This is a genomic window from Streptomyces sp. TBY4, from assembly GCF_024213195.1.
Lineage (GTDB): Bacteria > Actinomycetota > Actinomycetes > Streptomycetales > Streptomycetaceae > Streptomyces.
On the sequence record NZ_JANAVF010000007.1, the window covers coordinates 58,612 to 83,366 of the forward strand.

The window sequence follows — 24,755 nt, forward strand, 5'->3', positions numbered from 1 at the left end:
CCGGCGTTTGAGGACCGGGGTCCGGGCGGAGCCCGGGGAACGGCGGAAGGGCGGGTAGGGGAATCCGCCTCGCAGGGACGGCCCGCCACGCGGGTTCCGTGCCAGGGGCCCGGTGGCCCGGGGCTCGCGCGGCGGGGAGTGTCGGTGCGGGCGGCTAGCCTTTTTACGTGTCCGCGCGTCCGTCCGTCCCACCGGCCCTCACCGATCCCGAGCAGCTCAAGGAGCTCCTGGGGATCCCCTTCACGCCCGAACAGATGGCCTGCGTCACCGCCCCGCCCGCCCCTCAGGTCATCGTGGCCGGCGCCGGCTCCGGCAAGACCACGGTCATGGCCGCCCGCGTGGTCTGGCTGGTCGGCACCGGCGCGGTCGCGCCCGAGCAGGTCCTCGGCCTGACCTTCACCAACAAGGCCGCCGGAGAGCTCGCCGAGCGGGTACGGACCGCCCTCGCCCGGGCCGGGATCAGCGATCCGGACCCCTCCCCGGCCGAGGCCGACTCCGCCGGCGGGGAGCCGCGGATCTCCACGTACCACGCCTTCGCCGGGCAGCTCCTCAAGGACCACGGCCTGCGCATCGGCCTGGAGCCCAGCGCCCGGCTGCTCGCCGACGCCACCCGCTTCCAGCTCGCCGCCCGGGTGCTCCGCGAGGCCCCCGGCCCCTACCCCTCCCTCACCAAGTCCGTTCCCGACCTGGTCAGCGACCTGCTCGCGCTCGACGGGGAGCTCTCCGAGCACCTCGTACCGCCGGAGCGGCTGCGCGCGTACGACACGGAGCTGCTCTCCGCCCTCGCGGACGTGAAGCTCAGCAACGAGGACCTCCGCAAGGTCCCGGAAACCGTCCGGGGCCGCCTCGAGCTCCTCGAGCTGGTCTCCCGCTACCGCGCCGCCAAACGCTCCCGCGACCTCCTCGACTTCGGCGACCAGATAGCCCTCTCCGCGCAGCTCGCCACCACCCGGCCCGAGGTCGGCGCCCTGCTGCGGGAGGAGTTCCGCGTCGTCCTGCTCGACGAGTACCAGGACACCTCGGTCGCCCAGCGGCTCCTGCTGTCCGGGCTGTTCGGCGGGGGCACCGGGCACGCGGTGACCGCCGTCGGCGACCCCTGCCAGGCCATCTACGGCTGGCGCGGCGCCTCCGTGGCCAACCTCGACGACTTCCCCGAGCACTTCCCGTACGCCGACGGCAGCCCCGCCACCCGCTTCTCCCTCAGCGAGAACCGGCGCAGCGGCGGCCGCCTCCTGGACCTGGCCAACGGGCTCGCCGCCCCGCTGCGCGCCCTGCACGAGGGGGTCGAGGCCCTGCGCCCCGCGCCGGGCGCGGAACGCGACGGCTCGGTCCGGTGCGCCCTGCTGGAGACCCACGCGCAGGAGCTCGACTGGATCGGAGACTCCGTCGCGCACCTGGTCCGCACGGGCACGGAGCCGCGCGAGATCGCCGTACTGTGCCGCTCGGGCGGGGACTTCGCACGGATCCAGGCGGCCCTGGTCGAGCGGGACGTCCCCGTCGAAGTGGTCGGCCTGTCCGGCCTGCTGCACCTCCCGGAGGTCGCGGACCTGGTGGCCGTCTGCGAGGTCCTCCAGGACCCGGGAGCCAATGCCGCGCTCGTCCGGCTGCTCATCGGGCCGCGCTGGCGGATCGGCGCCCGCGACCTGGCCCTGCTGGGCCGCCGCGCCCGCACCCTGATCTCCCGCTCCTCCTCCTCCTCTTCGGAGGAGGACCGCCTCGCGGCGGCGGTGGAGGGCGTGGACCCGGCGGAGATCGTCTCGCTGGCCGACGCCCTGGAAACCTTCCTGGACGGCGCGGGCCAGTCCGCCCCCGACCAGCTGCCCTTCTCGGCCGCCGCCCGGGTCCGCTTCGCGCACCTGGCCCAGGAGCTCCGCGACCTGCGCCGCTCCCTCTCCGATCCGCTGATGGACGTCCTGCACCGGGTCCTGTCGACGACCGGCCTCGATGTGGAGCTGGCCTCGTCCCCGCACGCGCTGGCGGCCCGCCGCCGCGAGACCCTGTCGAGCTTCATGGACGTGGCGGCCGGCTTCGCCTCCCTCGACGGGGAGGCCTCCCTCCTCGCCTTCCTGGCCTTCCTGCGCACGGCGGCCCAGTACGAGAAGGGCCTGGACCATGCCCTGCCCGGCGGCGAGAACACGGTCAAGGTCCTGACGGCCCACAAGTCGAAGGGCCTGGAGTGGGACGTGGTGGTCGTCCCCGACCTCTCCTCCGGCTCCTTCCCGAAGGAGAAGGCCCCGGAGGCCTGGACCTCGTACGCGAAGGTGCTGCCGTACGCCCTGCGCGGGGACGCGCCGACCCTCCCGCCCACCCCCGAATGGACCTCGGCGGGCCTGCGCGCCTTCAAATCGGCCCTCAAGTCCCACAAGGCGACCGAGGAACTCCGCCTCGGCTACGTCACCTTCACCCGCCCCCGCACGCTCCTCCTCGCCTCGGGCCACTGGTGGGGCCCGACCCAGAAGAAGCGGCGCGGCCCGTCCTCCTTCCTCTCCGCCCTGCACGACCACTGCGCCGCGGGCCACGGAGAAATCGAAGCCTGGGCGGACCCCCCCGCCCCGGACGCGGAAAACCCGTCCCTGGCCACGGACACCACCCCGGACCACTCCTGGCCCCTCCCCCTGGACCCCACCTCCCTCACCCTCCGCCGCCAGGCCGCCACCCTGGTCGAGTCCTACCTCCACCCGTCCCACGGGCCCCACCCCACGCCTGGGGCCAACCCGACCCCCGGGCCCCGCCCGGAGCACCATCCCACCCCGGAGGACCCCTACCTCTGGCCCCCGCACTGCGAAGACCCCGCTTACGACGAGGAACCCCCGTGGCCGGACCCGGCCGACGCCCCCGCGACAGCGGACGCCGCCCGGCCGCAGGCCGGGGCGGGCCGCGGCGTGCCCGCCGCCGCAGGCGGAACCCCGCAGGGGGTCCGGGGCGCAGCCCCGGTTTCGGGAAGGGGCGGGGTGGGGGAAGAGGAAGCCCCGCAGCCCGCACCCGGCGCCGCCGACCCCTGGCCGGGGGAGGAGCCCCGTCCGCACCCGTCCGCACCCACCGCCGACCTGTGGCCGGAGGACGAGCCCGGTGACGCCGACTGGGCCGCGGCCGGCCCCAGGCCCCGCCCGCGCCCCGCCGCGCCCGCCGCCGACGACCTGTGGCCGGAGGACGCCGACTGGGCTGCGGCTGGCCCCAGGCCCAGCCCGCACCCCGCCGCGCCCGCCGACGACGACCTGTGGCCGGAGGACGCCGACTGGGCCGCGGCCGGCCCCAAGCCCCGCCCGCGCCCCGCCGCGCCCGGCGGCGACGACCCGCGGTCGGAGGCCGGCCCCGACCCCCTCACCCCCGAGGACGCGAGGGCCATCGCCTCCTGGGACCGCGACCTCGACGCCCTGGAGGGCGAGCTCCGCCGCGCCCGCGAAGCCGTCCGCGACGTGGAACTCCCCTCCGCGCTCTCGGCGAGCCAACTGCTCCGCCTCGCCTCCGACGAGCAGGGCTTCGTACGCGACCTCGCCCGCCCCATGCCCAAGCCCCCGCAGCCCGCCGCCCGCCAGGGCACCCGGTTCCACGCCTGGGTGGAGTCCCGGTTCGAGGAGCTCCCGCTGCCCCACCTCGACGTCCTCGACCCCCTCACGGACCTCCCCGGAGCCCAGCCCCCGGGAGGCGACGGTTCCGACCAGGACATCGCCGACGAGGCCGACCTCGACTCCCTCAAGGCCGCCTTCGAGCGGAGCCCGTACGCGGACCGGACCCCATACCGCATGGAGGTACCGGTCCAGCTCACCCTCGCCGGCCGGGTGATCCGCGGCCGGATCGACGCCGTCTACCGCAACCCCGGAGAAGGCGGCGGCTACGAGATCGTCGACTGGAAGACGGGCCGCACCACCGAGGCCGACCCCCTCCAGCTGGCCGTCTACCGCCTGGCCTGGGCGGAGGCCACGAACACCCCCCTCGACCAGGTCACGGCAGTGTTCCTGCACGTCCGCAGCGGCCGCGTCATCCGCCCCCGCAACCTCCCCGACCGCGCTCGTCTTGAGCGGATCCTCCAAGGCAAATCGGACACGGAAAGTGACCGCCGAACGGACGGCTAGGCTCGTGGTCATGAGCGACACCCCGGCGGACAGCGTCGTCCGCACGTACATCGACACGCACCGCGCGGCCTTCCTCGACGACCTCGCCGAATGGCTCCGCATCCCCTCCGTCTCGGCCCAGCCCGAGCACGCGCAGGACGTGCGGCGCAGCGCCGACTGGCTGGCCGCGAAGCTCAAGGAGACCGGCTTCCCGGTCTCCGAGGTCTGGCCGACGGCCGGCGCCCCCGCGGTCTTCGCCGAATGGCCGAGCGAGGACCCCGCCGCCCCCACCGTCCTCGTCTACGGGCACCACGACGTGCAGCCCGCCGCCCTCGCCGACGGCTGGCACACCGAACCGTTCGAGCCGGTGATCAAGGACGGCCGGATGTACGGGCGCGGCGCGGCCGACGACAAGGGGCAGGTCTTCTTCCACACCCTCGGCGTCCGGGCCCACCTCGCCGAGACCGGCGCGTCCGCCCCCGCCGTGCACCTCAAGCTGCTGATCGAGGGCGAGGAGGAGTCCGGCTCCCCGCACTTCCGCGCCCTCGTGGAGCGCGAGGCGGCCCGCCTCGCCGCCGATGTCGTGATCGTCTCCGACACCGGCATGTGGTCCGAGACCACCCCGACCGTCTGCACCGGCATGCGCGGCGTCGCCGACTGCGAGATCGACCTGTTCGGCCCCGACCAGGACATCCACTCGGGTGCCTTCGGCGGCGCCGTGCCGAATCCGGCCACCGTCGCGGCCCGCCTCGTGGCGGCCCTGCACGACGCGGACGAGCGGGTCACGATCCCCGGCTTCTACGACAACATCGCCGAGCTCACGGACGCGGAGCGCGCGCTGATCGCCGAGCTCCCCTTCGACGAGGCCGAGTGGCTCCGTACGGCCAAGTCGTACGCGGCCTCGGGCGAGGCGGGCTACTCCACCCTGGAGCGCGTCTGGGCCCGCCCGACGGCCGAGGTCAACGGCATCGGCGGCGGCTACCAGGGGCCCGGCGGCAAGACCATCGTGCCCGCTTCGGCGCACCTGAAGCTGTCGTTCCGGCTGGTCTCCGGGCAGGACCCGTACGCGGTCGAGACGGCCGTCACGGCCTGGGTCGCGGAGCGCGTCCCGGCCGGAATCCGGCACTCCATCACCTTCGGCGCCCCGACCCGACCGTGCCTGACCCCGCTGGACCACCCGGCGCTGCAGTCGGTGGTCCGGGCCATGGGCAGGGCCTTCGGCGAGAAGGTTCGCTTCACCCGCGAGGGCGGCTCGGGGCCGGCGGCCGACCTCCAGGACGTGCTGAACGCCCCCGTCCTCTTCCTCGGCATCTCCGTGCCCTCCGACGGCTGGCACTCGCCGAACGAGAAGGTCGAGCTCGACCTGCTCACCAAGGGGGTGGAGACCGCCGCCTACCTCTGGGGCGACCTGGCCGCCCACTGGAAGCCGGCGTCCGCTTGACGAAGCCACCGCACCGGCACCCGCCGTCGCACCTGCCACCGCACACCCGTCCGTCCTGCTGAGCCTGCCTGTGTCCCACCACCGGGGGAGTTGGAAGTACCTGTGAGCACCCGTACCGAGTCCGAGCGTCCGATCTCGCTGGCCGCGCCCAGCGGCATCGACCGTGCCGCGCACCACCGCCTCGACGAGGCCTGGCTCGCCGCGGCCTGGAGCCACCCCAGCACCCGTGTCTTCGTCGTCTCGGGCGGCCAGGTCCTGATCGACGACACCCCCGACGGCGGCACCGAGATCGTGATGACCCCGGCCTTCGAGGCCCCGGTCACCGAGACCCACCGGTACTTCCTGGGGACCGACGAGGACGGCGTACGGTACTTCGCGCTGCAGAAGGACTCGCTGCCCGGCCGCATGGACCAGTCGGCCCGCCCGGCCGGCCTGCGCGAGGCCGGAATGCTGCTCTCCGCGCGGGACGCCGGGCTGATGGTGCACGCGGTGGCGCTGGAGAACTGGCAGCGGATGCACCGCTTCTGCTCCCGCTGCGGCGAGCGCACGGTGGTGGCCGCGGCCGGGCACATCCGCCGCTGCCCGGGCTGCGGGGCCGAGCACTACCCGCGCACCGACCCGGCCGTGATCATGCTGGTCACGGACGACCAGGACCGCGCGCTGCTGGGCCGCCAGGTGCACTGGCCGGAGGGCCGCTTCTCCACCCTCGCGGGGTTCGTCGAGCCCGGCGAGTCGATCGAGCAGTCGGTCATCCGCGAGGTCTGGGAGGAGGCGGGCGTCCGGGTCGGCGAGGTCGACTACGTCGCCAGCCAGCCGTGGCCGTTCCCGTACAGCCTGATGCTGGGCTTCACGGCGCGCGCCACCACCTCGGAGATCACCGTGGACGGGGACGAGATCCAGGAGGCCCGCTGGTTCTCCCGCGACGACCTGCGCACGGCGATCGAGGCCGGCGAGGTCCTCCCGCCGGCGGGCATCTCCATCGCGGCCCGCCTGGTCGAGCTCTGGTACGGCAAGCCCCTCCCGAAGCCGGTTGCGACGGCCTGACGGACTCCGCACGTACGAAGGCCCCCGCCGCGGCGGGGGCCTTCGTACGTCCGGCGTCAGGTCATGTTGAGGTACGGCAGCGGGCCGGCCGGCTGCGCGGCGGTCACCCGGCGGATGACGGCGAGCGCGAGCAGCGCGCAGAGGATGTTGAGGCTCTGGTCGACCGGGTTGCGGTAGTCCGTCTGGTCGAGGACCAGCAGGTGGAAGGCGACCGAGAGCGGGCCGTCGAGGAGCCACACGCACCACCAGGCGTTGATCAGCCAGGCGTCGCGGGGCGGGCCGCCGGCCCGGTGGATGTCGAGGGCGATGCGGCGCGGTACCCACCACATGGCGAGCGGGATGATCCACGCGCCGAGGGCGAAGCCCGGGGCGTACCGGTGGCTGCCCGGGGCGATGACCTCGGCGTTGAGGCGGACCCGGCGGAACCAGACGAGGAACGAGATCCAGCACGCCACCTGGAGCAGGCCCGGGACCGGGGCCATCTCCTCGGAGAGCCAGGGCGAGTCCTTGCCGCCGGTCGCGATGACGTAGACGTCGGTCAGGCCCGAGGCGGCGATCAGCGACTGGGCGACGAGCGCCGGCCCGGCCGGGTCGCGGAACAGGTGCCGGGGCCCGCGCAGGGCGGCTTCCCCCACGGGCACGTTGTACTGGCTCAATCCTGCTCCCCCAGCCGGTCGAGGCGGGCCCGCTGCTGCTCGGTCAGCCGGAGGGCTTCGGCGGCGAGGTTCTCCTCCAGGTGGGCGATCCGGGCCGTACCCGGGATCGGGACGATCACCGGCGAGTGGCCCAGCAGCCAGGCGAGCGCGACCTGCGTGGGCGTGGCTCCGGCCTCGGCCGCCACGGCGGCGACCTCGGCGGTGGCCCCGGACTTTCCCCAGGCGACGGTGGCCCAGGGCAGGAAGGCGATACCCGCCGCCTCACAGGCCGCGAGCACCGGCTCGTGCGCGCGGTCGAGCAGGTTGTAGCGGTTCTGCACGCTCGCGATGCCGACGATCTCCCGGGCCGCGGCGAGCTCGCCGACGGTGACCTCCGACAGCCCGATCCGGCCGATCTTGCCCTCGTCGCGCAGCTCCCGCAGTGCGCCGATCTGGTCGGCGAGGGGGACCGCCGGGTCGAGGCGGTGCAGCTGGAGCAGCTCGATCCGCTCGACGCGCAGCCGCCGCAGTGCCCGCTCGACCTGTTCGCGCAGCGCGGCGGGCCGCGCGTCCTGCGTCCACTCGCCCGCCGGGACCGTACGGCCGATCCCGACCTTGGTGGTCACGTGGACCCCGTCCGGATAGGGGTGCAGGGCCTCGGCCAGCAGCTCCTCGTTGGCGCCCCAGCCGTACATGTAGGCGGTGTCGATCAGCGTGACGCCCAGCTCGACGGCCCGCCGGGCCACCGCGAGGGAGCCCTCACGCTCCGGGCCCGGTTCCGTGGGCAGGCGCATGGCCCCGAAACCGAGCCTGCGCACTTCCAGATCCCCGCCGATGCGAAACACGGTCGCAGTCACGTGCTTTCCCTCCCCCTGGAGCAAGCTCGATCAACTCGATCAAAGAGTCACGCTAACAGCCCAGTTGGCCGGTTCCGCACAGCCGGTCGGCCGGTTCCGCAAAGGCAGAAGCCCCCGCCGGGGCGGGGGCTCATCCCTGGGTGGCGCTCAGCACATCAGACGGCGAGGGCCTGCTTGACCTGGGCCAGGCTCGGGTTCGTCATGACCGACTCGCTGCCGGCGGAGGAGGTCACGAGGACGGTGGGAACCGTCTGGTTGCCGCCGTTCGCCTTCTCCACGAACGCCGCGGACTCGGGGTCGAGCTCGATGTTGATCTCGGTGTAGGCGATGCCCTCCCGGTCCAGCTGCTTCTTCAGCCGGTTGCAGTAGCCGCACCAGGTCGTGCTGTACATCGTGACGGTGCCCGTGTCCTGCATGCTGTGCTCTCCTCTGTGATGGCTCGTTGGTCCGAGTAGTGGTCCGAGTACTCGAACGTACGGGACCCCGCTGCCATTCCCCGGCCCCGCATTGCGCGCACGTCAGGTCGGTACGACAAGCGGGGCGGGCCTGTGGACAAGTTTCCCGGCCTCCCCACGGGACCTGGCAGCATGGCGGGGTGACATCAGCAACGCACTCCTCATCCTTCACGGCCGGCGCCGACTCGGCCGACGCGGTGCTCCTGGGCCTGGACCCGGAGCAGCGCGAGGTCGCGACGACCCTGCGGGGGCCGGTGTGCGTGCTCGCGGGCGCCGGCACGGGCAAGACCCGGGCGATCACCCACCGCATCGCCTACGGGGTCCGCTCCGGCCAGCTGATGCCGGCGAGCGTGCTGGCCGTCACCTTCACCAACCGTGCCGCGGGCGAGATGCGCGGCCGCCTGCGGGAGCTGGGCGCGGGCGGGGTGCAGGCGCGGACCTTCCACTCCGCCGCCCTGCGCCAGCTCCAGTACTTCTGGCCGAAAGCGGTCGGCGGGGACGTGCCCCGGCTGCTGGAGCGCAAGATCCAGTTCGTCGCCGAGGCCGGCGCGCGATGCCGCATCCGCCTCGACCGGGGCGAGCTGCGCGACGTCACCGGCGAGATCGAATGGGCCAAGGTCATCCAGACCGTCCCCGCCGACTACCCCTCGGCGGCCCTCAAGGCCGGCCGCGAGGCCCCCCGGGACCTGGCCGAGATCGCCCAGATCTACGGGACGTACGAGCAGCTCAAGCGCGACCGCGGCATGATCGACTTCGAGGACGTGCTGCTCCTCACGGTCGGCATCCTGCAGGATCGCCGCGACATCGCCGAGCAGATCCGCACCCAGTACCAGCACTTCGTCGTCGACGAGTACCAGGACGTCAGCCCGCTCCAGCAGCGGCTGCTGGACCTCTGGCTCGGCGAGCGCGACTCCCTGTGCGTGGTCGGCGACGCCAGCCAGACGATCTACTCCTTCACCGGGGCCACCCCCGACCACCTGCTGAACTTCCGCACCAAGTACCCGCAGGCCACCCTGGTCAAGCTGGTCCGCGACTACCGCTCCACCCCCCAGGTGGTCCACCTCGCCAACGGGCTCCTCGCCCAGGCCAGGGGCCGCGCCGCCGAGCACCGCCTGGAGCTGGTCTCCCAGCGCGAGACCGGCCCCGACCCGGTCTACGCCGAGTACTCCGACGAGCCCGCCGAGGCCGAGGGCATCGCCCACCGGGTCCGGGACCTCGTCGCGGCCGGCGTCCCGGCCGGGGAGATCGCCGTGCTCTACCGCATCAACGCCCAGTCCGAGGTCTACGAGCAGGCCCTCGCCGACGCCGGAGTCCCGTACCAGCTGCGCGGAGCGGAGCGCTTCTTCGAGCGCGCCGAGGTCCAGAAGGCGATCCTCGCCCTGCGCGGAGCCGCCCGCTCCGGCGGCAACGACCGGCTGCTCGACGACGTCGTGGGGCTCGGGTCCCAGGTCCGGGCCGTGCTCAGCTCCACCGGCTGGACTAGCGAGCCGCCCGCCGGTTCCGGAGCCGTCCGCGACCAGTGGGAATCGCTGGCCGCGCTGGTCCGCCTCGCCGAGGACTTCGCCCGCGCCCGCCCGACCGCGACCCTGGCCGACCTGACGGCCGAGCTGGACGAGCGCAAGGCCGCCCAGCACGCCCCGACCGTCCAGGGCGTCACCCTCGCCTCGCTGCACGCGGCGAAGGGCCTGGAGTGGGACGCCGTGTTCCTCGTGGGCCTGACCGACGGCATGATCCCGATCACCTATGCGAAGACGGACGAGCAGATCGAGGAGGAGCGCCGGCTGCTCTACGTCGGCGTCACCCGGGCCCGGCACCACCTGACGCTCTCCTGGGCCCTCTCCCGGACTCCCGGCGGCCGGGGGTCCCGGCGCCCCAGCCGCTTCCTGAACGGCCTGAGGCCGGGCTCCCTGGCGCCGGGAAGCCGGCCCGGCGGTCCGGCCGATCCCGCGGCCCGCAAGCGGGGCCGCCGCGGCCCCGCCGTGTGCCGGGTCTGCCGCAAGACCCTGACCGACGCCGGCGAGCTGAAGCTGATGCGCTGCGAGGACTGCCCTTCGGACATGGACGAAGGGCTCTACGAGCGGCTGCGCGACTGGCGCGCCGTCCAGGCGAAGGAACAGGGCATGCCCGGCTACTGCGTCTTCACGGACAAGACGCTGATGGCCATCGCGGAGGCCTCCCCGTCGCAGGAGGGAGAGCTCTCGATGATCTCCGGCGTGGGCGCCCGCAAGCTGGAACGGTACGGAGCTGACGTGCTGGCCATCTGTGCAGGTGAGGAGCCTGGGACGAAAGATCCTGACGACGCGTAGAAACTCGTCGGAAAAATAGTTTGCACATGCCCAGCGAAGCCCCATAGGTTCTTAGCAACGGAAACGGTGGCTTCTCCGAAGCCCCGGATCCGTGCTGTACTTATCCGAATACGCATGGGATCAGGCCTCCGGGCTGAAGTCCCCGAGACGCCGAGAGGAGGCGAGACCAGTGACCAGCTTCATCACCACCACCAAAATGACCGATCGCTCGGTTGCCGCTTCCTGCACGCTCGGCTCCTCCACGCTCCTTGCCCTCACGGGTACCGGTCTGCCGGTCACCGGTCTGTCCGCCATTTGCGCTGACAGTGCCGTCCGGCCCGCCGCGCCGAGCGCGCTGGCCGTCCGTGACCGCAATGAGCGACCGACCCAGGCACCGGTGGCAGTACTGGCAGCAGAAGCGCAGGCGCATGGCGCCTATGCCTTTGCGGCCGCAGCCGGTGCCGGATCCAAGAAGACGCAGCAGCACCACCTGATGTGGGCCTTCCGCGGGCTCGAACCCTGGAGTGATCCAGCCTGATCTGACGATCAGGCCGGCGCCTTCAGGGCCGCGGAACCCCACCCGGGATCCGCGGCCCTTCTGTTTGTCCCCGGACAGGGGACGACGGACCGAAGGGGCGAGGTACCCCAGCCGCCCCCGGCCGACCGGCCGGAACGACTAGACGAACAAGACGAGGAAGAAACCACCGTGCAACTCGAAGCGCACGCCCCGTCCGTACCGAAGACCCAGACCCTCTCCCCGCCCGCAGTCCCGGAGGACTCCACCTTGACTCCCCTCACCGCGCTGACCGCGCTCGACGACGCCATCGAGAACCTCGGTGTCCCCGTCGCCTGTCGCACCTACGACCCCGAGGTCTTCTTCGCCGAGTCCCCGGCCGACGTCGAGTACGCGAAGTCCCTCTGCGGCACCTGCCCGCTGGTCGAGGCCTGCCTCGCCGGTGCGCTCGAGCGCCGCGAGCCCTGGGGTGTCTGGGGAGGCGAGCTCTTCGTCCAGGGTGTCGTCGTCGCCCGGAAGCGTCCCCGTGGCCGTCCGCGCAAGAACCCGGTTGTCGCGGCATGACCGCCAACGGAACCATCGACCGCCCCCTCACGCACGACCCCCTGAAGCAGGCCCTCATGTCCCCCCACGCCACCACGAGCGAGCAGCCGCACGGCTCCGCCACCGCAGACTTCATCACCGCCGGCGCGATCACCTCGCGTCAGAACAGGACCCGCGAAATGCAACTCATCCCAGAAGCCATGGCCCGTGCCCATATGGACGACCGCATGCGTGAGGTCGACGCCGAGCGTCGCGCCGTGCGCCTGGTCGCCGCGCGGCGCATGCAGCGTCGTGCCGAGCGCGTCTCGCTGCGCGCCCGGCGCGCGCTGGCCATGGCCGTCATGCACTGAGTGAGCCCCAGAAGGCTCTGAAGAAAGACCGGGGGGACCGGCCCGAAGGGGCCGGTCCCCCCGGTGCGTTGCGGACCTCCCGCCGGACCCCGCGGGGATATCGTCTGGAGGTGGACCAGCCGACTCCCCGCCCGGCCCCGCCGGGAACCGAGGCCCCGCCCGTCGTCTGCGCGCGCTGCGGCGCCCAGGCCCCGGCCGGCCCCCCGCCCACCTGGACCTGCTCCGTGGAGAACGGGACCAGAGAGTACTTCTGCGTCGACTGCGCGCGGGCGAACCTCCGCGCCATCGAGGGCCGCCTCGACTCCTCCTGGTGGTGAGCGCCCGCCGGGGACCGCCCGCGGCCGTCCGGCTCAGCCCTCGTCGGGCAGGAACCCCGGCAGCCAGGAGTCCAGTTCCTCGCGGAGCCGGACCGTGGCGCCGAGCTGGCACAGCACCCCGATGGTGCTCAGCGTCACCCGGTGGATCAGCAGGTAGGAGGGCGGCAGGTTGATCTGCCGGCCCAACTGGTGCGCGGGGGAGCGGGGGTCGGCGATCCGTCCGGCCTGGCCGCGCAGCCAGGTCCGGGTGAAGGTGAACTCCCCGCCCTCGGCCGGTTCGAGCATCGGCCGCAGGTAGTCGAGCACCGCGTCGGGCTCCAGCTCTATGGACTCGCGCACGAACCCCTCCGCGCGCAGGTGCCCGTAAACCCCCTCGGCATCACCGTCCAGCGCCATCCGCAGCGACCGGCCGATGGGCTTGGGCCAGCCGCCCGGCAGCCGGTCGACCGTCCCGAAGTCCAGTACGCCCAGCCGCGTCCGGCCGTCCGCCCCGGAGATCAGCCGGAAGTTGCCCGGGTGCGGGTCGGCGTGCAGCAGTCCGGTGCGGGCGGGGCCGGAGAAGAGGAAGCGGGCCAGCAGCTGTCCGGCGCGGTCGCGCTCCTCCGGCGTGCCGTCGGCTATCACCTCCGACAGCGGCGTCCCCTCGATCCACTCGGTCACCAGCACCTGGTCGCCCTGGTGCACCACGTCCGGTACGACCACGTCCTCGTCGCCGTCGAAGGCGTCCGCGTGCGTCCGCTGGGCCTCGGCCTCCAGCTCGTAGTCCAGCTCCTCCGAGACCCGGTCGCGCAGCTCCTTGATCAAGGGCTTGATGTCCATGCCCGGGATCAGCGGCCCCAGCAGCCCCGCGAAACGGCTCAGCTGCTTCAGGTCCGACAGCAGGGCCTCGCCGGCCCCCGGGTACTGGACCTTGACCGCCACCTGGCGGCCGTCGTGCCACACCGCCCGGTGCACCTGCCCGATCGAGGCCGCCGCCGCGGGCTTGTCCTCGAACTCCTCGAACAGCTCCCGCCAGTCCGGGCCGAGCCGCTCCGACAGCACCTGGTGCACGGTGGCCGCGGGCAGCGGCGGGGCCGCCTCCTGAAGCTTCGTCAGCGCGGCCCGGTAGGGCCCGGCGACCTCCTCGGGCAGCGCGGACTCGAAGACCGAGAGCGCCTGGCCGAACTTCATGGCGCCCCCCTTCAGCTCTCCCAGCACGCGGAACAGCTGCTCGGCGGTGCGCTGCTGGAGCTCGCGCGCCACCAGCTCCGCCGACTTTCCGCCGATCCGCTTCCCGAGCCCCCACGTGGCCCGGCCCGCTATGCCGAGCGGCAGCGCGGCCAGCTTGACGGTACGGGTGACCGCCTTCCGGGGAAGATCAGACATGCGCCCCTCCAATTCCCAGACAGCTGAGCCGCAAGCGGCGGTCCGGGGGAGTCCCCCGAAGGCCTTCCCGGCCACAAGCATCCTGTCATGGCCCTTCCCGCCCACCCCCTCCGAGTGCCGTGCTCTCCAGCCGGGCACCCAGTGGGAATCCACCGGCCCGTCCGGCGGCGCCCGCCCCAACTCGCGTGCCCCGCACGCCCGCACGACCATCTGAACGAGAACCTGGAGGAGCGGCCCGCCACCGCGCCCGCTCCGCAGCCCCCTCGCGCCCCACCTCATGCCCCCACCTCCTGCCCCGCCGGGACCCCCGCCGCCGCGCACGGGCAGTCGGGGTGCGGGGGGACCGGGGTGGGGTGCCAGTGGAGGGCGGGGAGGGAGGCTTCCCAGCGGGTGGCGGTGGAGGCGGGGAGCCCGCCGTCGAGGAAGGCCAGGGCGTGGGCCGCGGCCAGGCCGGCGACGGCGGTGGACAGGCCCAGGTCGCAGGCGGCGGCGGTGCGGCGGCGGTGGGCGGAACGCCACTGGACCAGCATGCGCGGCCAGGCCGGGTCCCGGTCGATCCGGTCGCGCTCCATGCAGCCGGCGCACGCCGTGGAGCCCGGGAGGACCAGCGGTCCCACCAGCCCGGTGCCCTCCAGCACCCCCGCGTACAGATGAGGGGTGCCGGTGCCGACCCAGTCGGCCGCCGTCTCCGGATCGGGGGCCCAGGACTGCAGTCCGTCCCGGGGCGCGACCACCACCAGGGCCAGCCCCGGCTCGGGCCCGCCCTCCTCCCCGGCCCGCGGCCCCCGGCCCGGGGCCGCGTCGCGGACCGCCGTCCGGGCGGCCTCGGCGCGCAGCCGCCCCACACTGCCCGGGCCCAGACCGCCCGGAGCCACGTCCGCCGGCTGCGCGCGGCCCCCGTCGAGCACCTCGACCCGGCCGATGCCGGCGCCCGCCAGGACCGAGGCGATCACCGCGCCGACCCTGCCGCTCCCGCGCACTTGAACCCGTATCACCCGGCGGGCGGCGACCCCCTGCAGGTCCCCGCCCGGCCGGGGACGGACCAGGGACAGCGACCCCAGGTCAGGGCCGAGCCGCTCCAGGGCCTCCGGCCGGCTCCGTACCGCCTGGGCGCGGGGGCCGCCGGCGGTGGCGTCGTCGAGCAGCCCGGCCGCCGCGAGCCTGCGCACCACCTCGTCGACCCGGCCGTCCGGGAGTCCCATCCCCCTGCCCTCCGACCGGAGCAGCTCCATGCCCCGCGTCCCGTCGATCAGTTCGAGGAGCGAGCCGGTCGCGGTGTCCACCGGGCCGAGCACCACCGCGTGGGCGGGCGTCACTCCGAATTGCACGGTCTGCAGATCCCGCCATGCGCGGGCCAGCGCCGGCTTCACCTTCGGATACATCGCGGTCCTCCCTCGATTCGCGGTTCGATTCAGGCGCCGCATTCCCTCTGGCCGCGTCGCTTTCCGCAAGATTGCCCGCCCCGGGAAAGGACTGCTCGAGTTTGTCCACAGGTGAGGGGTATTGGGTATATGAAATGAATGGAGGGATTCTCTGCGCGCACCGGTTCGCGTCCGACCCGGGGAGGGGCGGGACTTCCGCCGCGGCGAGCGGGTACCGTCATGGCGTGTCCGCCGATCCACCGCAGCGCGCCGTCGAAGTCCGCCGGAGCGCACGCCGCCGAAGGACCGTATCCGCCTACCGCGAGGGCGAGCGTACGGTCGTCCTCATCCCTGCCCGGATGTCCGAGGCCGAGGAGCAGCGCTGGGTGGGCGTCATGCTCGACAAGCTGGCGGCGCAGGAGAGCAAGCGCACCCTGGGGGACGCGGAACTCGCCGAGCGCGCCGAGCGCCTGTCCGAGCAGTACTTCGGCGGCCGCGCCCGCCCCCGCACCGTCCGCTGGGTCACCAATCAGAACACCCGCTGGGGCTCCTGCACCCCGGCCGAGGGCAGCATCCGGCTCTCGCACCGCATCCAGGGGATGCCGGAGTACGTCGTCGACTACGTGCTGCTGCACGAGCTGGCGCACCTCCTCGTCCCCGGCCACGGCCCCGGTTTCTGGGAGCTGCTGGAGGCGTATCCGCGTACCGAGCGGGCCCGCGGTTACCTCGAAGGAGTCGTCGCCGCGGAACGCCTTCCGAAAGTTCCGACCGCTCGCGAGGAATGATCCGCATTTGTCCGCTATACCCCCGCGCGGTCACGCCTCGTGATATGTACCGGGTCGGTACCGACTTGGCCGGATGTCCGAGGATGCCGTTAGCCTGAGCGGCACGCATTCACAGTCGGGATGGGGGACGGTCTTACGTATGGCCAGGGAATTCCAACGCGGTCACAAGGCCAAAATCAGTGATCTGACGGCGGGCACGGACCTCTACGTGGGTGTCCAGATCGCCGGGCCCGGGCTCGCCATCGACATCAGCTGCTTCGGCCTCGACGCCGACGAACAGCTCTCGGACGACCGCTACTTCGTGTTCTTCAACCAGCCGAAGTCGCCGGAGGAGTCCATCCAGCTGCTGGGCGCCCAGGCCGGTGACACGGAATCCTTCCGGGTGACCCTGGACCGCATTCCGGCCAACATCCACAAGCTCTCCTTCGCCGCCGCCATCGACGGCGCCGGGCAGATGTCGCAGATCGGCCCCGGCTACATCCGCATCGTGGCGGGCGGTGAGGAGGTCGTGCGGTACTCCTTCACGGGCTCGGAGTTCAGCACCGAGCGCGCGCTGATGATCGGCGACTTCTACCTCAAGGACGTATGGCGCTTCGCCGCCGTCGGCCAGGGCTTCGACGGCGGGCTCGCCGCGCTGCTCCAGAACTTCGGCGGCGAGGTCGCCGAGGAGGAGCAGCCCGCGCCGCAGGCCGCAGCCCCGGCCGGTGCGCCCGGCTTCGCCCCGCCCGCGCAGGCCGCCGCCCCGGCGCCGTCCTTCGGCGCCCCCGTCCAGGCGCAGCCCCCGGCCCCGGCGCCCTCCTTCGGCGCGCCGCCCCAGGCTCCCGCCCCCGCCCAGGCTCCCGCCCCGGCCCAGGTCCCGGCCCCCGCGCCGTACCAGCAGCCCGCGCACGCGGCCCCCACCATGGCCGCACCGACGGGCGCCCCCCTGGCCCCGCCCGCCCCCGCGCCCTACGGGCAGGTTCCGCCGCCCGCCCCGGCCCCCGCGCCGTACGGGCAGCAGCCGCAGCCCTCGTACGGCCAGGTCCCCGGCCAGCAGCAGCCCCCGTACGGCCAGCAGCCGGCCTTCGGCCAGCAGCCCCAGGGCTACGGCGCCCCCGCGCAGGCGGTGCCCGCCGCCGGCGCCGGACTCGCCGCCGCCCTCCAGCCGTACAAGGAAGCCCCGACCGGCGCCCGCTGGACCCCGCAGAACCAGCAGCTCATGCGGGTCGACCTCGCCATGGGCGGCCAGGCCGTCCTCGCCCGCCAGGGCAGCATGGTCCTCTACCAGGGCAAGGTCGACTTCAGCTACAAGGGCGCGGGCTTCGCCGGCCGCGTCGTCGGCAACGCCACCGGCCAGGAGATGCAGCTGATGCGCTGCTCCGGCCGCGGCCAGGTCTTCCTCGCGGAGACCGGAGCCCACCTGCACGCCATCGAGCTCCAGGGCGACGCCATCTGCGTCTCCGCGGAGAACGTCCTCGCCTTCGACGAGTCGCTCCAGCACGAGGTCCGCCGCATCGAGGGCCACGGCATCCCGGGCGGCGCCCTGTTCACCATGCAGTTCCAGGGCACCGGCACGGTGATCGTCAAGACGCACGGCGTGCCCGTCGTCCTGCCCGTCACCCCGACCACCTTCGCGGACAGCAACGCCATCGTCGCCTGGTCCGCGGCCTCCCAGGTGATCATCTCCAGCCAGGTCCGGCTGCGCCGCAACGCCTACCCCGGCCACAGCGGGGAGACCGTGAACCTCCAGTTCCGCGGCGCCCCCGGCAACTTCATCGTCGTCCAGCCGTACGAGGTCTGAGGGAGCCCCACATGAATGCCATGAACGCAATGAACCAGCAGCTCGCGGGCTACGCCCCCACCCCCGTCACGGCCCGCATGGAGAACCACGGCCGCGCGATGCTCAAGGTCGCCATGCAGAGCGGCCAGGACCTCTTCGCGCGCACCGGATCGATGGTCGCCTACGAGGGCTTCGTCCAGTACGAGCCCAACCCGCCGGCCGTCCGCCAGATGGCCTCGCAGTGGATCACCGGCGAGGGCGCCCCGCTCATGAAGTGCACGGGCGACGGCCTGCTCTACCTCGCCGACTACGGCGCGGACGTCGTCGTGATCAACCTCAACAACGACTCCCTCTCGGTCAACGGCACCAACCTGCTCGCCTTCGACGCCCACCTCCAGTGGGGCGTCGAGCGGGTCAAGGGCATGGCCAAGTTCGCCGGCCAGGGCCTGTTCAACGTGTCGGTCTCCGGCACCGGCTGGGTCGCGATCACCTCGCGCGGCACGCCGATCGTGGTCGACTGCGGCCGCGGCGAGGACGAGACCTACGTCGACCCCGACGCGCTCGTCGCCTGGTCCCCGAACCTCAAGGTCAAGGGCAAGCGCAGCTTCAAGGCCTCGTCGATGATCGGCCGGGGCAGCGGGGAGGCCTACCAGATGGCCTTCTCCGGCCAGGGCATCGTCGTCGTACAGCCCAGCGAGGACAGCACCGACCGGCTCCGGGCCCGGGGCTGAGGGGGAGAAGACACACCATGCAGAGCTCACTTTTCGCCCACGCCGAGGCGCAGACCCAGGAGCGGTACGCCGTCCAGAACCCGCAGCTGCTGCGGGTCTCGCTGAGCGGCTCCGACGACGTCCTCGCCCGCAAGGGCGCGATGGTCGCCTACCAGGGGATCATCGACTTCGACGGCGAGTACCAGAGCACCACCCAGCGCAATGCCCGCGCCCGCACCGGTGAGGGCCTCGACCTGATGCGCTGCTCCGGACAGGGCACCGTCTACCTCGCCAACCTGGCGCAGTACGTCCACGTCGTGGACGTGGACCAGGACGGCCTCACGGTCGACAGCAGCTACGTGCTGGCCCTGGACTCCACCCTGCACACCGAGGCCATCGCGGTGGACAGCCAGTACGGGATCTCCGGCTCCGGCAAGTACCAGCTCAACATCACCGGCCGCGGCAAGGTCGCGCTGATGACCTCCGGGCAGCCGCTGATGATGCAGGTCACGCCCGACAAGTACGTCAACGCCGACGCGGACGCCATCGTCGCCTGGTCCACCTCGCTGCGCGTGCAGATGCAGGCCCAGACGCACTCCGCCGGCGTCTGGCGGCGGCGCGGCAACACCGGCGAGGGCTGGGAGCTGAGCTTCCTCGGCACCGGTTTCGCCCTGGTCCAGCCCAGCGAGGCGCTCCCGCCGCAGAACGCCCAGATCGGGCAGGGCGCGGCCGCGGCCTTCGGCATGGGCCAGCACGGCTCCCACGCGCAGAACCAGAACAACGCCTGGAACTGACCGACCCGGCTGCGCACGCACGGAAGGGGCGGCCCCGCACAGGCGGGGCCGCCCCTTCCGCGTTGTCCCGCGGGCTCAGAGCCGCGCGAGCGTCGCCTCCAGCAGCCGCACCACCGAGGTGTCGGCCACCTCTGCCACCCGGTCGTACGGGAACCAGCGCAGGTCCAGCGACTCGTCGCTGATCGCTTCGAGGGCCCCGGCGGGCGCCAGGACCGCGTACTGCACGTCCAGGTGCCAGTTGCACGGAGCGGGGATCGGGTGCCGGTCCAGTCGCACCGGGCCGCCGGGCAGCAGGGTCAGCCCGGCGGTGATGCCGGACTCCTCGTGGGCCTCGCGCAGGGCCACGTCGGCGAGGGTGGCGTCACCCGGCTCGCAGTGCCCGCCCATCTGGAGCCACATGCCCAGCTTCTTGTGCAGGGTCAGCAGGACGCGCCCGTGCTCCGGGTCGATCACCAGCGCGCTGCCGGTGACGTGGCCCGCCTCGCAGGGCTTGTAGACCCCGTCGGGATGGGCCGCGAGGTGCTCCAGGTAGACCTCGCGCAGTTCGGGCTGGCCCTCGTCCCGGCCCTCGTAGCCCTTCAGGACCAGGACAGCGTCTTCGTGCAGGCTCACTTGGTGTCGTCGCCGTCCTGTTCGCGCTTCTGGGCGGCCTCGCCCAGCATCTTGTCGATCTCGGAGAAGTCCAGCTGCTCGCGGTGCACGAACCCGTCCGGGTCGTCCAGGTCGGAGGCGGTCGGCAGCATGTCCGGGTGCTCCCACAGCCCGTCGCGCCCGTCCACGCCGCGCGCGTCGGTCAGCGAGGCCCACAGCCGCGAGGCGTCCCGCAGCCGGCGCGGCCGCAGCTCCAGCCCGATCAGCGTCGCGAAGGTCTGCTCCGCCGGGCCGCCCGAGGCGCGCCGCCGGCGCATGGTCTCGCGCATGGCGTCGGCCGAGGTCAGCCGGGGCTTGGCCGCCTCGTGCACGACCGCGTCCACCCAGCCCTCGACCAGCGCGAGCGCCGTCTCCAGACGGGCCAGCGCGGCCTTCTGCTCGGGGGTGTCCTGCGGCTGGAACATGCCGCCCTGGAGGGCCTCCTGCAGCTGCTCCGGGTTCGACGGGTCGAGCTGGCCGACCACGTCCTCCAGCTTAGAGGTGTCGACCTTGATGCCCCGCGCGTACCCCTCGATCGCGCCGAAGAGGTGCGAGCGCAGCCACGGCACGTGGGCGAAGAGCCGCGCGTGGGCGGCCTCGCGCAGCGCCAGGTACAGCCGCACCTCGTCGGAGGAGACGCCCAGGTCCTTGCCGAAGCTCTCGATGTTCAGCGGCAGCAGGGCGGCCTTGCCGGCCGGGCCCAGCGGCAGCCCGATGTCGGTCGAGCCCACGACCTCGCCCGCGAGGGTGCCCACGGCCTGCCCGATCTGCTGGCCGAACATGGCCCCGCCCATGGAGCGCATCATGCCGAGCAGCGGGCCCGCCATGGCCTGCATCTCCTCGGGCAGGACGCTGCCCATGGCCGCGCCGACGCGCTCGGCGACCGGGTCCACGAGCTCCTTCCACACCGGCAGGGTCGCCTCGACCCATTCGGCACGGCTCCACGCCACGGCGGTGGCGGCGCCCGACGGCAGCGAGGTGACGTCGTCGAGCCAGTGGTCGGCGAGGCGCACGGCCTCCTGGACCGCCGACTTCTCGGCGATGCCCACGCTGGCGTCCTTGACCCCGTCCGGGGTGCCCTGGGCCACGGTCTGGCGGGCGATGTCCTTGGCCATGTCCCAGTTGACCGGGCCGCCCTCGTAGCTCAGCATCTGGCCGAGCTGCTGGAACGCGGCGCCGAGGTCGTTCGGGTTCATGGAACCGAACATCGCGGCGAAGGGGTTGTCGGCGTCCCCCGGGCCGCCGGCGCCGCCGGGCAGGCCCGTGCCGAACCCGAACGGAATCGGGCCGCCCTGACCGCCCTGGTTGCCCTTCTTCTTGCCCTCGTCGCCGTTGTCCGGCTCCTCGGGCGGAAGGCCGAATCCGAATGGGGTGTCGCTCACGGGTTTCCTCGGCTCGTAGGGCCGCCGGCGGATGCCGGCGGGCAATGGGTTCGACAACACCACCCAGCGTAGACACCAGACCCGCTTCCGGGCTCGGTGCTCCGCCGACTCCTGGGCTGCGGCAGGATGGACATCGACTGGTGGGTGCGCGCCACGGCGCGTCCCTACTGAAGACAACCGCTGGAGACGCCTGGTGAGTTCCCCAGATCCGCACGCTTTGGACGAGCAGGGCCCGGAAAACCGCCCTGAGCACGGCGAGGACGCCCAGGGCGTTCGCCGGACGCGAAACCCGGGCGGTTCCGCGCGCCGAGGCCCCGTGATCGCCGTGACCGGCGCCGCCTCGGGGGTCGGAGCGGCCCTGGTGGCCAGGCTGGCCGCGTCCGAGGAGGTCAAGCAGGTCGTCGCGATCGACGAGCGGCGAGGGGAGTGCGCCGACGCCCAGTGGCACCTGCTGGACGTACGGGACCCCGCGATCGCGGAGAAGCTGCGCGGCACGGACGTCGTGGTGCACCTGGCCCTCGACCTCGACCTGGAGACGGACCCGGCGGCCCGTACGGCCTACAACGTGCGGGGGACCCAGACCGTACTCACCGCCGCCGCCGCGGCCGGAGTGCACCGGGTCGTGCTCTGCACCTCGGCCATGGTCTACGGGGCCCTGCCGGACAACGACATCCCGCTCTCCGAGGACGCCGAGCTGCGCGCCACCGCCGAGGCCACCGGCGTCGGCGACCTGCTGGAGATCGAGCGGCTGGGCCGCCGGGCGCCGCGCGCGCACCCCGGCCTGAACGTCACCGTGGTCCGCCCGGCGGTCCTGGTCGGCGGCACGGACACCGCGCTTACCCGCTACTTCGAGTCGCCGAGGCTGCTGGTCGTGGCGGGCTCCCGCCCGACCTGGCAGTTCTGCCACGTCGAGGACCTGGTCAGCGCGCTGGAGTACGCGGCCCTGGAGAAGGTCGAAGGAGAGCTGGCGGTCGGCTGCGAGGGCTGGCTCGAACAGGAGGAGGTCGAGGAGCTGAGCGGCATCCGCCGCATGGAGCTCCCCTCGGCCGTGGCCCTGGGCGCGGCGGCCCGGCTGCACCGCATCGGCCTCACCCCGTCCCCGGCCGGGGACCTCGCGTACACGATGCACCCGTGGGTGGTCAGCGTCAGCGGGCTGCACGCGGCGGGCTGGCGGCCGCGCTGGACCAACGAGGAGGTGCTGGCGGAGCTCCTCCAGGAGGTCGCGGGCCGGCACACCGTCGCGGGGCGCCGCCTGGGCCGCAAGGACGCCACGGCCGCGGGTGCCGCGGGCGCGACGGTCGCGCTCCTCGGCGCCGCCGCCGCGATCCGCGCAGCGCGCCGCCGCCGGGGCATCTGACCCCGGCGGGCTCGGGGCGCGGCCCCCGGACCCCCGCGCCTCGAACGCCGGCGGGGCTGAATGCGGCCGGCCTTCTGTAGGAGGCTCCCAAGGGCTGCGGCGCCGCCCTGGTGAAACTGCTATTCCGCCGGGTCGGCGGCTAGGGCACGATGGAAGGTATGGCACCGCACTTCGACCACCCCGGCGAGCACGCCGCTCCGGACCCGATCCGGCTGCTCGAAATCCGTGAGACCCCGCTCTCGATCGACGAGGTCTTCCAGGCCGTCGGCGACGATGCGACGGGCGGCACGACGCTCTTCGTCGGCACGGTGCGCAACCACGACAGCGGGGCGGACGTCGACCAGCTCGGCTACTCCTGCCACCCCTCGGCGGAGGCGGAGATGCGCCGCGTCGCCGAGCGCGTCGTGGAGAAGTACCCGGTCCGCGCGCTCGCCGCCGTCCACCGCATCGGCGACCTGGCCGTCGGCGACCTCGCGGTGATCGTCGCCGTGTCCTGCCCGCACCGCGGCGAGGCCTTCGAGGCCGCCCGGATGCTGATCGACGACCTCAAGCACGAGGTCCCGATCTGGAAGCACCAGACCTTCGCGGACGGCACCGAGGAGTGGGTCGGGGCCTGCTGATTGCCCCGTTCGGACGCGCAACACGCCCTCGATTTGCGTAACCCCCTCCCGGGCAGCAGCGTTGAAGCCACCAACAACACGTACTTCGGGGTAGGGAGACACGCCCATGGCGTCTTTGGCGTGGTTGCTGATTCCGCTGTTCGCCGCGATCGGAGCGGCGATATGGGGCAGCTGGGCGGCACGCGACCGCACCGCCGGCGACATATCCGAGCTCGCGGGCTACGCGCGGTTCCGTGAGGCCATGGGCCAGAGCGGACCCGGCGGGGCGGCGAAGGCGGACGCCGGCGCGCAGCGGAAGAAGGACACCGTCGACTCCGTGTGACAAGTTGCCGGGCCCCGTACGGACCGGCCCCGGGGGCCGCTCGTCAGGGCCGTCACGTACTGTCGATTCATGCCACGCCGCACTGCGACGATGCTCGCCTCCACCCTCATGCTCTTCGCGCTGCTCTGCGTGGGTGTGTTCATGAAGGCCCCGTACTCCGAGATGAGCCCGGGCCCGACCGTGAACACGCTCGGGGACTCGCACGGCGAGCCCGTCCTGAACATCTCGGGGCACAAGACGTACCCGACCACCGGGCACCTGAACATGACGACGGTCCGCGTCACCGGCGCGGACTACGACATGAACCTGCTGGAGGCCGTGTACGGCTGGGCGGCGGGCGACAACATCGTCGTCCCGCACGAGAACCTGTACCCGGACGGCAAGACGGAGCAGGAGTCCACGCAGGAGAACGCCGAGGAGTTCAGCCAGTCGCAGGAGAGCGCCAAGGTGGCCGCCCTCAAGCAGCTCGGCATCCCGGTGACCGCCCGCGTGATCGTCGCCTCCGTGGTCAAGGGCAGCCCCTCCGAGGGCAAGCTGCACGCCGGGGACGTCATCAAGGCCGTGGACGGGACCCCGGTCAACGCTCCCGAGGACGTGGCCAAGCTGGTCACCAAGCACAAGCCCGGTGAGCCGGTCGAGTTCACCATCGTGCCCGCCGCCGAGGCGGCCGAGGCCGAGAAGGCGCAGCGCGAGCCCACCGGCACGACGAAGGTCACGATCACCGCCGGCAAGGCGGAGGGCGACGGTCACGCCGTCGTCGGCATCCGGGCCGGCACCGACCACACCTTCCCGTTCACCATCGACATCAAGCTCGCCGACGTCGGCGGCCCCAGCGCCGGTCTGATGTTCGCGCTCGGCATCGTCGACAAGCTCACGCCCGAGAACCTGACCGGCGGCAAGTTCATCGCCGGCACCGGCACCATCGACGACACGGGCAAGGTCGGCCCGATCGGCGGCATCCAGATGAAGACCATCGGCGCCCGCCAGGCCGGCGCCCAGTACTTCCTGACGCCCGCCGAGAACTGCGCCTCGGCCGCGAGCGACGTGCCCGACGGGCTGACGCTGGTGAAGGTCTCCACCATCGACGACGCCGTGAAGGCGCTGGAGAAGATCAGCAAGGGGGACACGGCCGGGCTGACGCAGTGCGCCAAGCCCTGACCGTGTCGATACCCACGAG

General features: G+C 73.0%; 23 protein-coding genes. 16 read left to right on the forward strand and 7 right to left on the reverse strand.

Going from position 1 to position 24,755, the window contains the following annotated elements; translation table 11 throughout:
- Positions 1-167: 167 nt before the first annotated feature.
- The 3 genes from NLX94_RS18370 (at position 168) to nudC (ending at position 6,537) form a co-directional block, all read left to right on the forward strand.
- Positions 168-4,073: a UvrD-helicase domain-containing protein gene (locus tag NLX94_RS18370; protein WP_254384039.1), complete on the forward strand. Its 3,906-nt coding sequence runs from the start codon at positions 168-170 to the stop codon at positions 4,071-4,073.
- A 10-nt stretch (positions 4,074-4,083) separates the two neighbouring features.
- Entirely contained in the window at positions 4,084-5,493 is a 1,410-nt protein-coding gene (locus NLX94_RS18375) for a dipeptidase (RefSeq protein ID WP_254384040.1), read from the forward strand.
- 90 nt (positions 5,494-5,583) lie between these two features.
- Positions 5,584-6,537: an NAD(+) diphosphatase gene (gene nudC / locus NLX94_RS18380; protein ID WP_254384041.1), complete on the forward strand. Its 954-nt coding sequence runs from the start codon at positions 5,584-5,586 to the stop codon at positions 6,535-6,537.
- A gap of 56 nt (positions 6,538-6,593) precedes the next feature.
- Here nudC and NLX94_RS18385 read toward each other — a convergent pair whose 3' ends face one another.
- From NLX94_RS18385 to NLX94_RS18395, 3 genes are all read right to left on the reverse strand, one after another.
- Complete coding sequence (locus NLX94_RS18385) at positions 6,594-7,193, reverse strand: DUF4328 domain-containing protein (protein WP_254384042.1); 600 nt, start codon at positions 7,191-7,193, stop codon at positions 6,594-6,596.
- Positions 7,190-8,029, reverse strand: a complete 840-nt coding sequence (locus NLX94_RS18390) for an aldo/keto reductase (protein ID WP_254384043.1) — start codon at positions 8,027-8,029, stop codon at positions 7,190-7,192. Before NLX94_RS18390 ends, NLX94_RS18385 begins: the two co-directional genes overlap by 4 nt.
- Positions 8,030-8,184: 155 nt before the next feature.
- Positions 8,185-8,445 carry a mycoredoxin gene (locus NLX94_RS18395; protein ID WP_250741801.1) on the reverse strand — a complete coding sequence of 87 codons (261 nt, stop codon included), beginning with the start codon at positions 8,443-8,445 and terminating at the stop codon, positions 8,185-8,187.
- Between the two features lie 179 nt (positions 8,446-8,624).
- Between NLX94_RS18395 and NLX94_RS18400 the strand changes: the two genes are divergently transcribed.
- The 5 genes from NLX94_RS18400 (at position 8,625) to NLX94_RS18420 (ending at position 12,493) form a co-directional block, all read left to right on the forward strand.
- The gene (locus tag NLX94_RS18400) at positions 8,625-10,790 is read left to right on the forward strand and encodes an ATP-dependent DNA helicase UvrD2 (RefSeq protein WP_254384044.1); all 2,166 of its coding nucleotides are present in this window, start codon (positions 8,625-8,627) and stop codon (positions 10,788-10,790) included.
- Positions 10,791-10,959: 169 nt separating this feature from the next.
- Positions 10,960-11,307, forward strand: coding sequence for a hypothetical protein (locus tag NLX94_RS18405; RefSeq protein WP_254384045.1), 348 nt, complete (start codon positions 10,960-10,962; stop codon positions 11,305-11,307).
- A 168-nt stretch (positions 11,308-11,475) separates the two neighbouring features.
- Complete coding sequence (locus NLX94_RS18410) at positions 11,476-11,847, forward strand: WhiB family transcriptional regulator (RefSeq protein ID WP_214949242.1); 372 nt, start codon at positions 11,476-11,478, stop codon at positions 11,845-11,847.
- Positions 11,844-12,176, forward strand: coding sequence for a hypothetical protein (locus NLX94_RS18415; RefSeq protein ID WP_254384046.1), 333 nt, complete (start codon positions 11,844-11,846; stop codon positions 12,174-12,176). Before NLX94_RS18410 ends, NLX94_RS18415 begins: the two co-directional genes overlap by 4 nt.
- A gap of 110 nt (positions 12,177-12,286) precedes the next feature.
- The gene (locus tag NLX94_RS18420; RefSeq protein WP_254384047.1) at positions 12,287-12,493 is read left to right on the forward strand and encodes a hypothetical protein; all 207 of its coding nucleotides are present in this window, start codon (positions 12,287-12,289) and stop codon (positions 12,491-12,493) included.
- 33 nt (positions 12,494-12,526) lie between these two features.
- Here the strand turns inward: NLX94_RS18420 and NLX94_RS18425 are convergent, their stop codons facing one another.
- Both NLX94_RS18425 and NLX94_RS18430 read right to left on the reverse strand, forming a co-directional pair.
- Entirely contained in the window at positions 12,527-13,858 is a 1,332-nt protein-coding gene (locus tag NLX94_RS18425; protein ID WP_254384048.1) for an AarF/ABC1/UbiB kinase family protein, read from the reverse strand.
- A 275-nt stretch (positions 13,859-14,133) separates the two neighbouring features.
- Positions 14,134-15,240, reverse strand: a complete 1,107-nt coding sequence (locus tag NLX94_RS18430; protein ID WP_254384049.1) for a ThiF family adenylyltransferase — start codon at positions 15,238-15,240, stop codon at positions 14,134-14,136.
- Positions 15,241-15,374: 134 nt separating this feature from the next.
- Here NLX94_RS18430 and NLX94_RS18435 point away from each other — a divergent pair, with 134 nt between their 5' ends.
- The 4 genes from NLX94_RS18435 to NLX94_RS18450 all read left to right on the forward strand — a co-directional run bounded on the left by NLX94_RS18435 (position 15,375) and on the right by NLX94_RS18450 (position 19,267).
- A complete protein-coding gene (locus NLX94_RS18435) occupies positions 15,375-16,004 on the forward strand; it encodes a M48 family metallopeptidase (protein WP_374683981.1) in 630 nt (209 codons plus the stop codon).
- Between the two features lie 139 nt (positions 16,005-16,143).
- Positions 16,144-17,784 carry a TerD family protein gene (locus NLX94_RS18440; RefSeq protein WP_254384051.1) on the forward strand — a complete coding sequence of 547 codons (1,641 nt, stop codon included), beginning with the start codon at positions 16,144-16,146 and terminating at the stop codon, positions 17,782-17,784.
- 29 nt (positions 17,785-17,813) lie between these two features.
- Complete coding sequence (locus NLX94_RS18445; RefSeq protein ID WP_254384365.1) at positions 17,814-18,494, forward strand: AIM24 family protein; 681 nt, start codon at positions 17,814-17,816, stop codon at positions 18,492-18,494.
- Positions 18,495-18,511: 17 nt separating this feature from the next.
- Positions 18,512-19,267, forward strand: coding sequence for an AIM24 family protein (locus NLX94_RS18450; RefSeq protein WP_254384052.1), 756 nt, complete (start codon positions 18,512-18,514; stop codon positions 19,265-19,267).
- Positions 19,268-19,342: 75 nt separating this feature from the next.
- On the opposite strand, the gene NLX94_RS18455 is transcribed toward NLX94_RS18450, so the two are convergent.
- Together NLX94_RS18455 and NLX94_RS18460 are read right to left on the reverse strand one after the other, a co-directional pair.
- Positions 19,343-19,879 carry an NUDIX hydrolase gene (locus NLX94_RS18455; protein WP_254384053.1) on the reverse strand — a complete coding sequence of 179 codons (537 nt, stop codon included), beginning with the start codon at positions 19,877-19,879 and terminating at the stop codon, positions 19,343-19,345.
- Positions 19,876-21,279, reverse strand: coding sequence for a zinc-dependent metalloprotease (locus NLX94_RS18460; RefSeq protein WP_254384054.1), 1,404 nt, complete (start codon positions 21,277-21,279; stop codon positions 19,876-19,878). The genes NLX94_RS18455 and NLX94_RS18460 overlap by 4 nt, the downstream gene beginning before the upstream one ends.
- A gap of 193 nt (positions 21,280-21,472) precedes the next feature.
- Here NLX94_RS18460 and NLX94_RS18465 point away from each other — a divergent pair, with 193 nt between their 5' ends.
- From NLX94_RS18465 to NLX94_RS18480, 4 genes are all read left to right on the forward strand, one after another.
- Positions 21,473-22,636 (forward strand): SDR family oxidoreductase, encoded by a 1,164-nt coding sequence (locus NLX94_RS18465; protein ID WP_374683982.1) that lies wholly within the window; start codon positions 21,473-21,475, stop codon positions 22,634-22,636.
- A 158-nt stretch (positions 22,637-22,794) separates the two neighbouring features.
- Positions 22,795-23,256 carry a molybdenum cofactor biosynthesis protein MoaE gene (locus NLX94_RS18470; RefSeq protein WP_254384055.1) on the forward strand — a complete coding sequence of 154 codons (462 nt, stop codon included), beginning with the start codon at positions 22,795-22,797 and terminating at the stop codon, positions 23,254-23,256.
- Positions 23,257-23,362: 106 nt separating this feature from the next.
- Positions 23,363-23,578: a hypothetical protein gene (locus NLX94_RS18475; protein WP_254384056.1), complete on the forward strand. Its 216-nt coding sequence runs from the start codon at positions 23,363-23,365 to the stop codon at positions 23,576-23,578.
- A 69-nt stretch (positions 23,579-23,647) separates the two neighbouring features.
- On the forward strand, positions 23,648-24,736 hold the full coding sequence (locus NLX94_RS18480; RefSeq protein ID WP_254384057.1) for a PDZ domain-containing protein: 1,089 nt from the start codon (positions 23,648-23,650) through the stop codon (positions 24,734-24,736).
- Positions 24,737-24,755: the final 19 nt, after the last annotated feature.

Coding starts and splice junctions, on each gene's coding strand:
- NLX94_RS18440 (WP_254384051.1), top strand. CDS start 16,144: ATGGCCAGGGAATTCCAACGCGGTCACAAGGCCAAAATCAGTGATCTG.
- NLX94_RS18415 (WP_254384046.1), top strand. CDS start 11,844: ATGACCGCCAACGGAACCATCGACCGCCCCCTCACGCACGACCCCCTG.
- NLX94_RS18445 (WP_254384365.1), top strand. CDS start 17,814: ATGAACCAGCAGCTCGCGGGCTACGCCCCCACCCCCGTCACGGCCCGC.
- NLX94_RS18425 (WP_254384048.1), bottom strand. CDS start 13,858: ATGTCTGATCTTCCCCGGAAGGCGGTCACCCGTACCGTCAAGCTGGCC.
- NLX94_RS18430 (WP_254384049.1), bottom strand. CDS start 15,240: ATGTATCCGAAGGTGAAGCCGGCGCTGGCCCGCGCATGGCGGGATCTG.
- NLX94_RS18475 (WP_254384056.1), top strand. CDS start 23,363: ATGGCGTCTTTGGCGTGGTTGCTGATTCCGCTGTTCGCCGCGATCGGA.
- NLX94_RS18450 (WP_254384052.1), top strand. CDS start 18,512: ATGCAGAGCTCACTTTTCGCCCACGCCGAGGCGCAGACCCAGGAGCGG.
- NLX94_RS18480 (WP_254384057.1), top strand. CDS start 23,648: ATGCCACGCCGCACTGCGACGATGCTCGCCTCCACCCTCATGCTCTTC.
- NLX94_RS18435 (WP_374683981.1), top strand. CDS start 15,375: ATGAATGGAGGGATTCTCTGCGCGCACCGGTTCGCGTCCGACCCGGGG.
- NLX94_RS18395 (WP_250741801.1), bottom strand. CDS start 8,445: ATGCAGGACACGGGCACCGTCACGATGTACAGCACGACCTGGTGCGGC.
- NLX94_RS18375 (WP_254384040.1), top strand. CDS start 4,084: ATGAGCGACACCCCGGCGGACAGCGTCGTCCGCACGTACATCGACACG.
- NLX94_RS18470 (WP_254384055.1), top strand. CDS start 22,795: ATGGCACCGCACTTCGACCACCCCGGCGAGCACGCCGCTCCGGACCCG.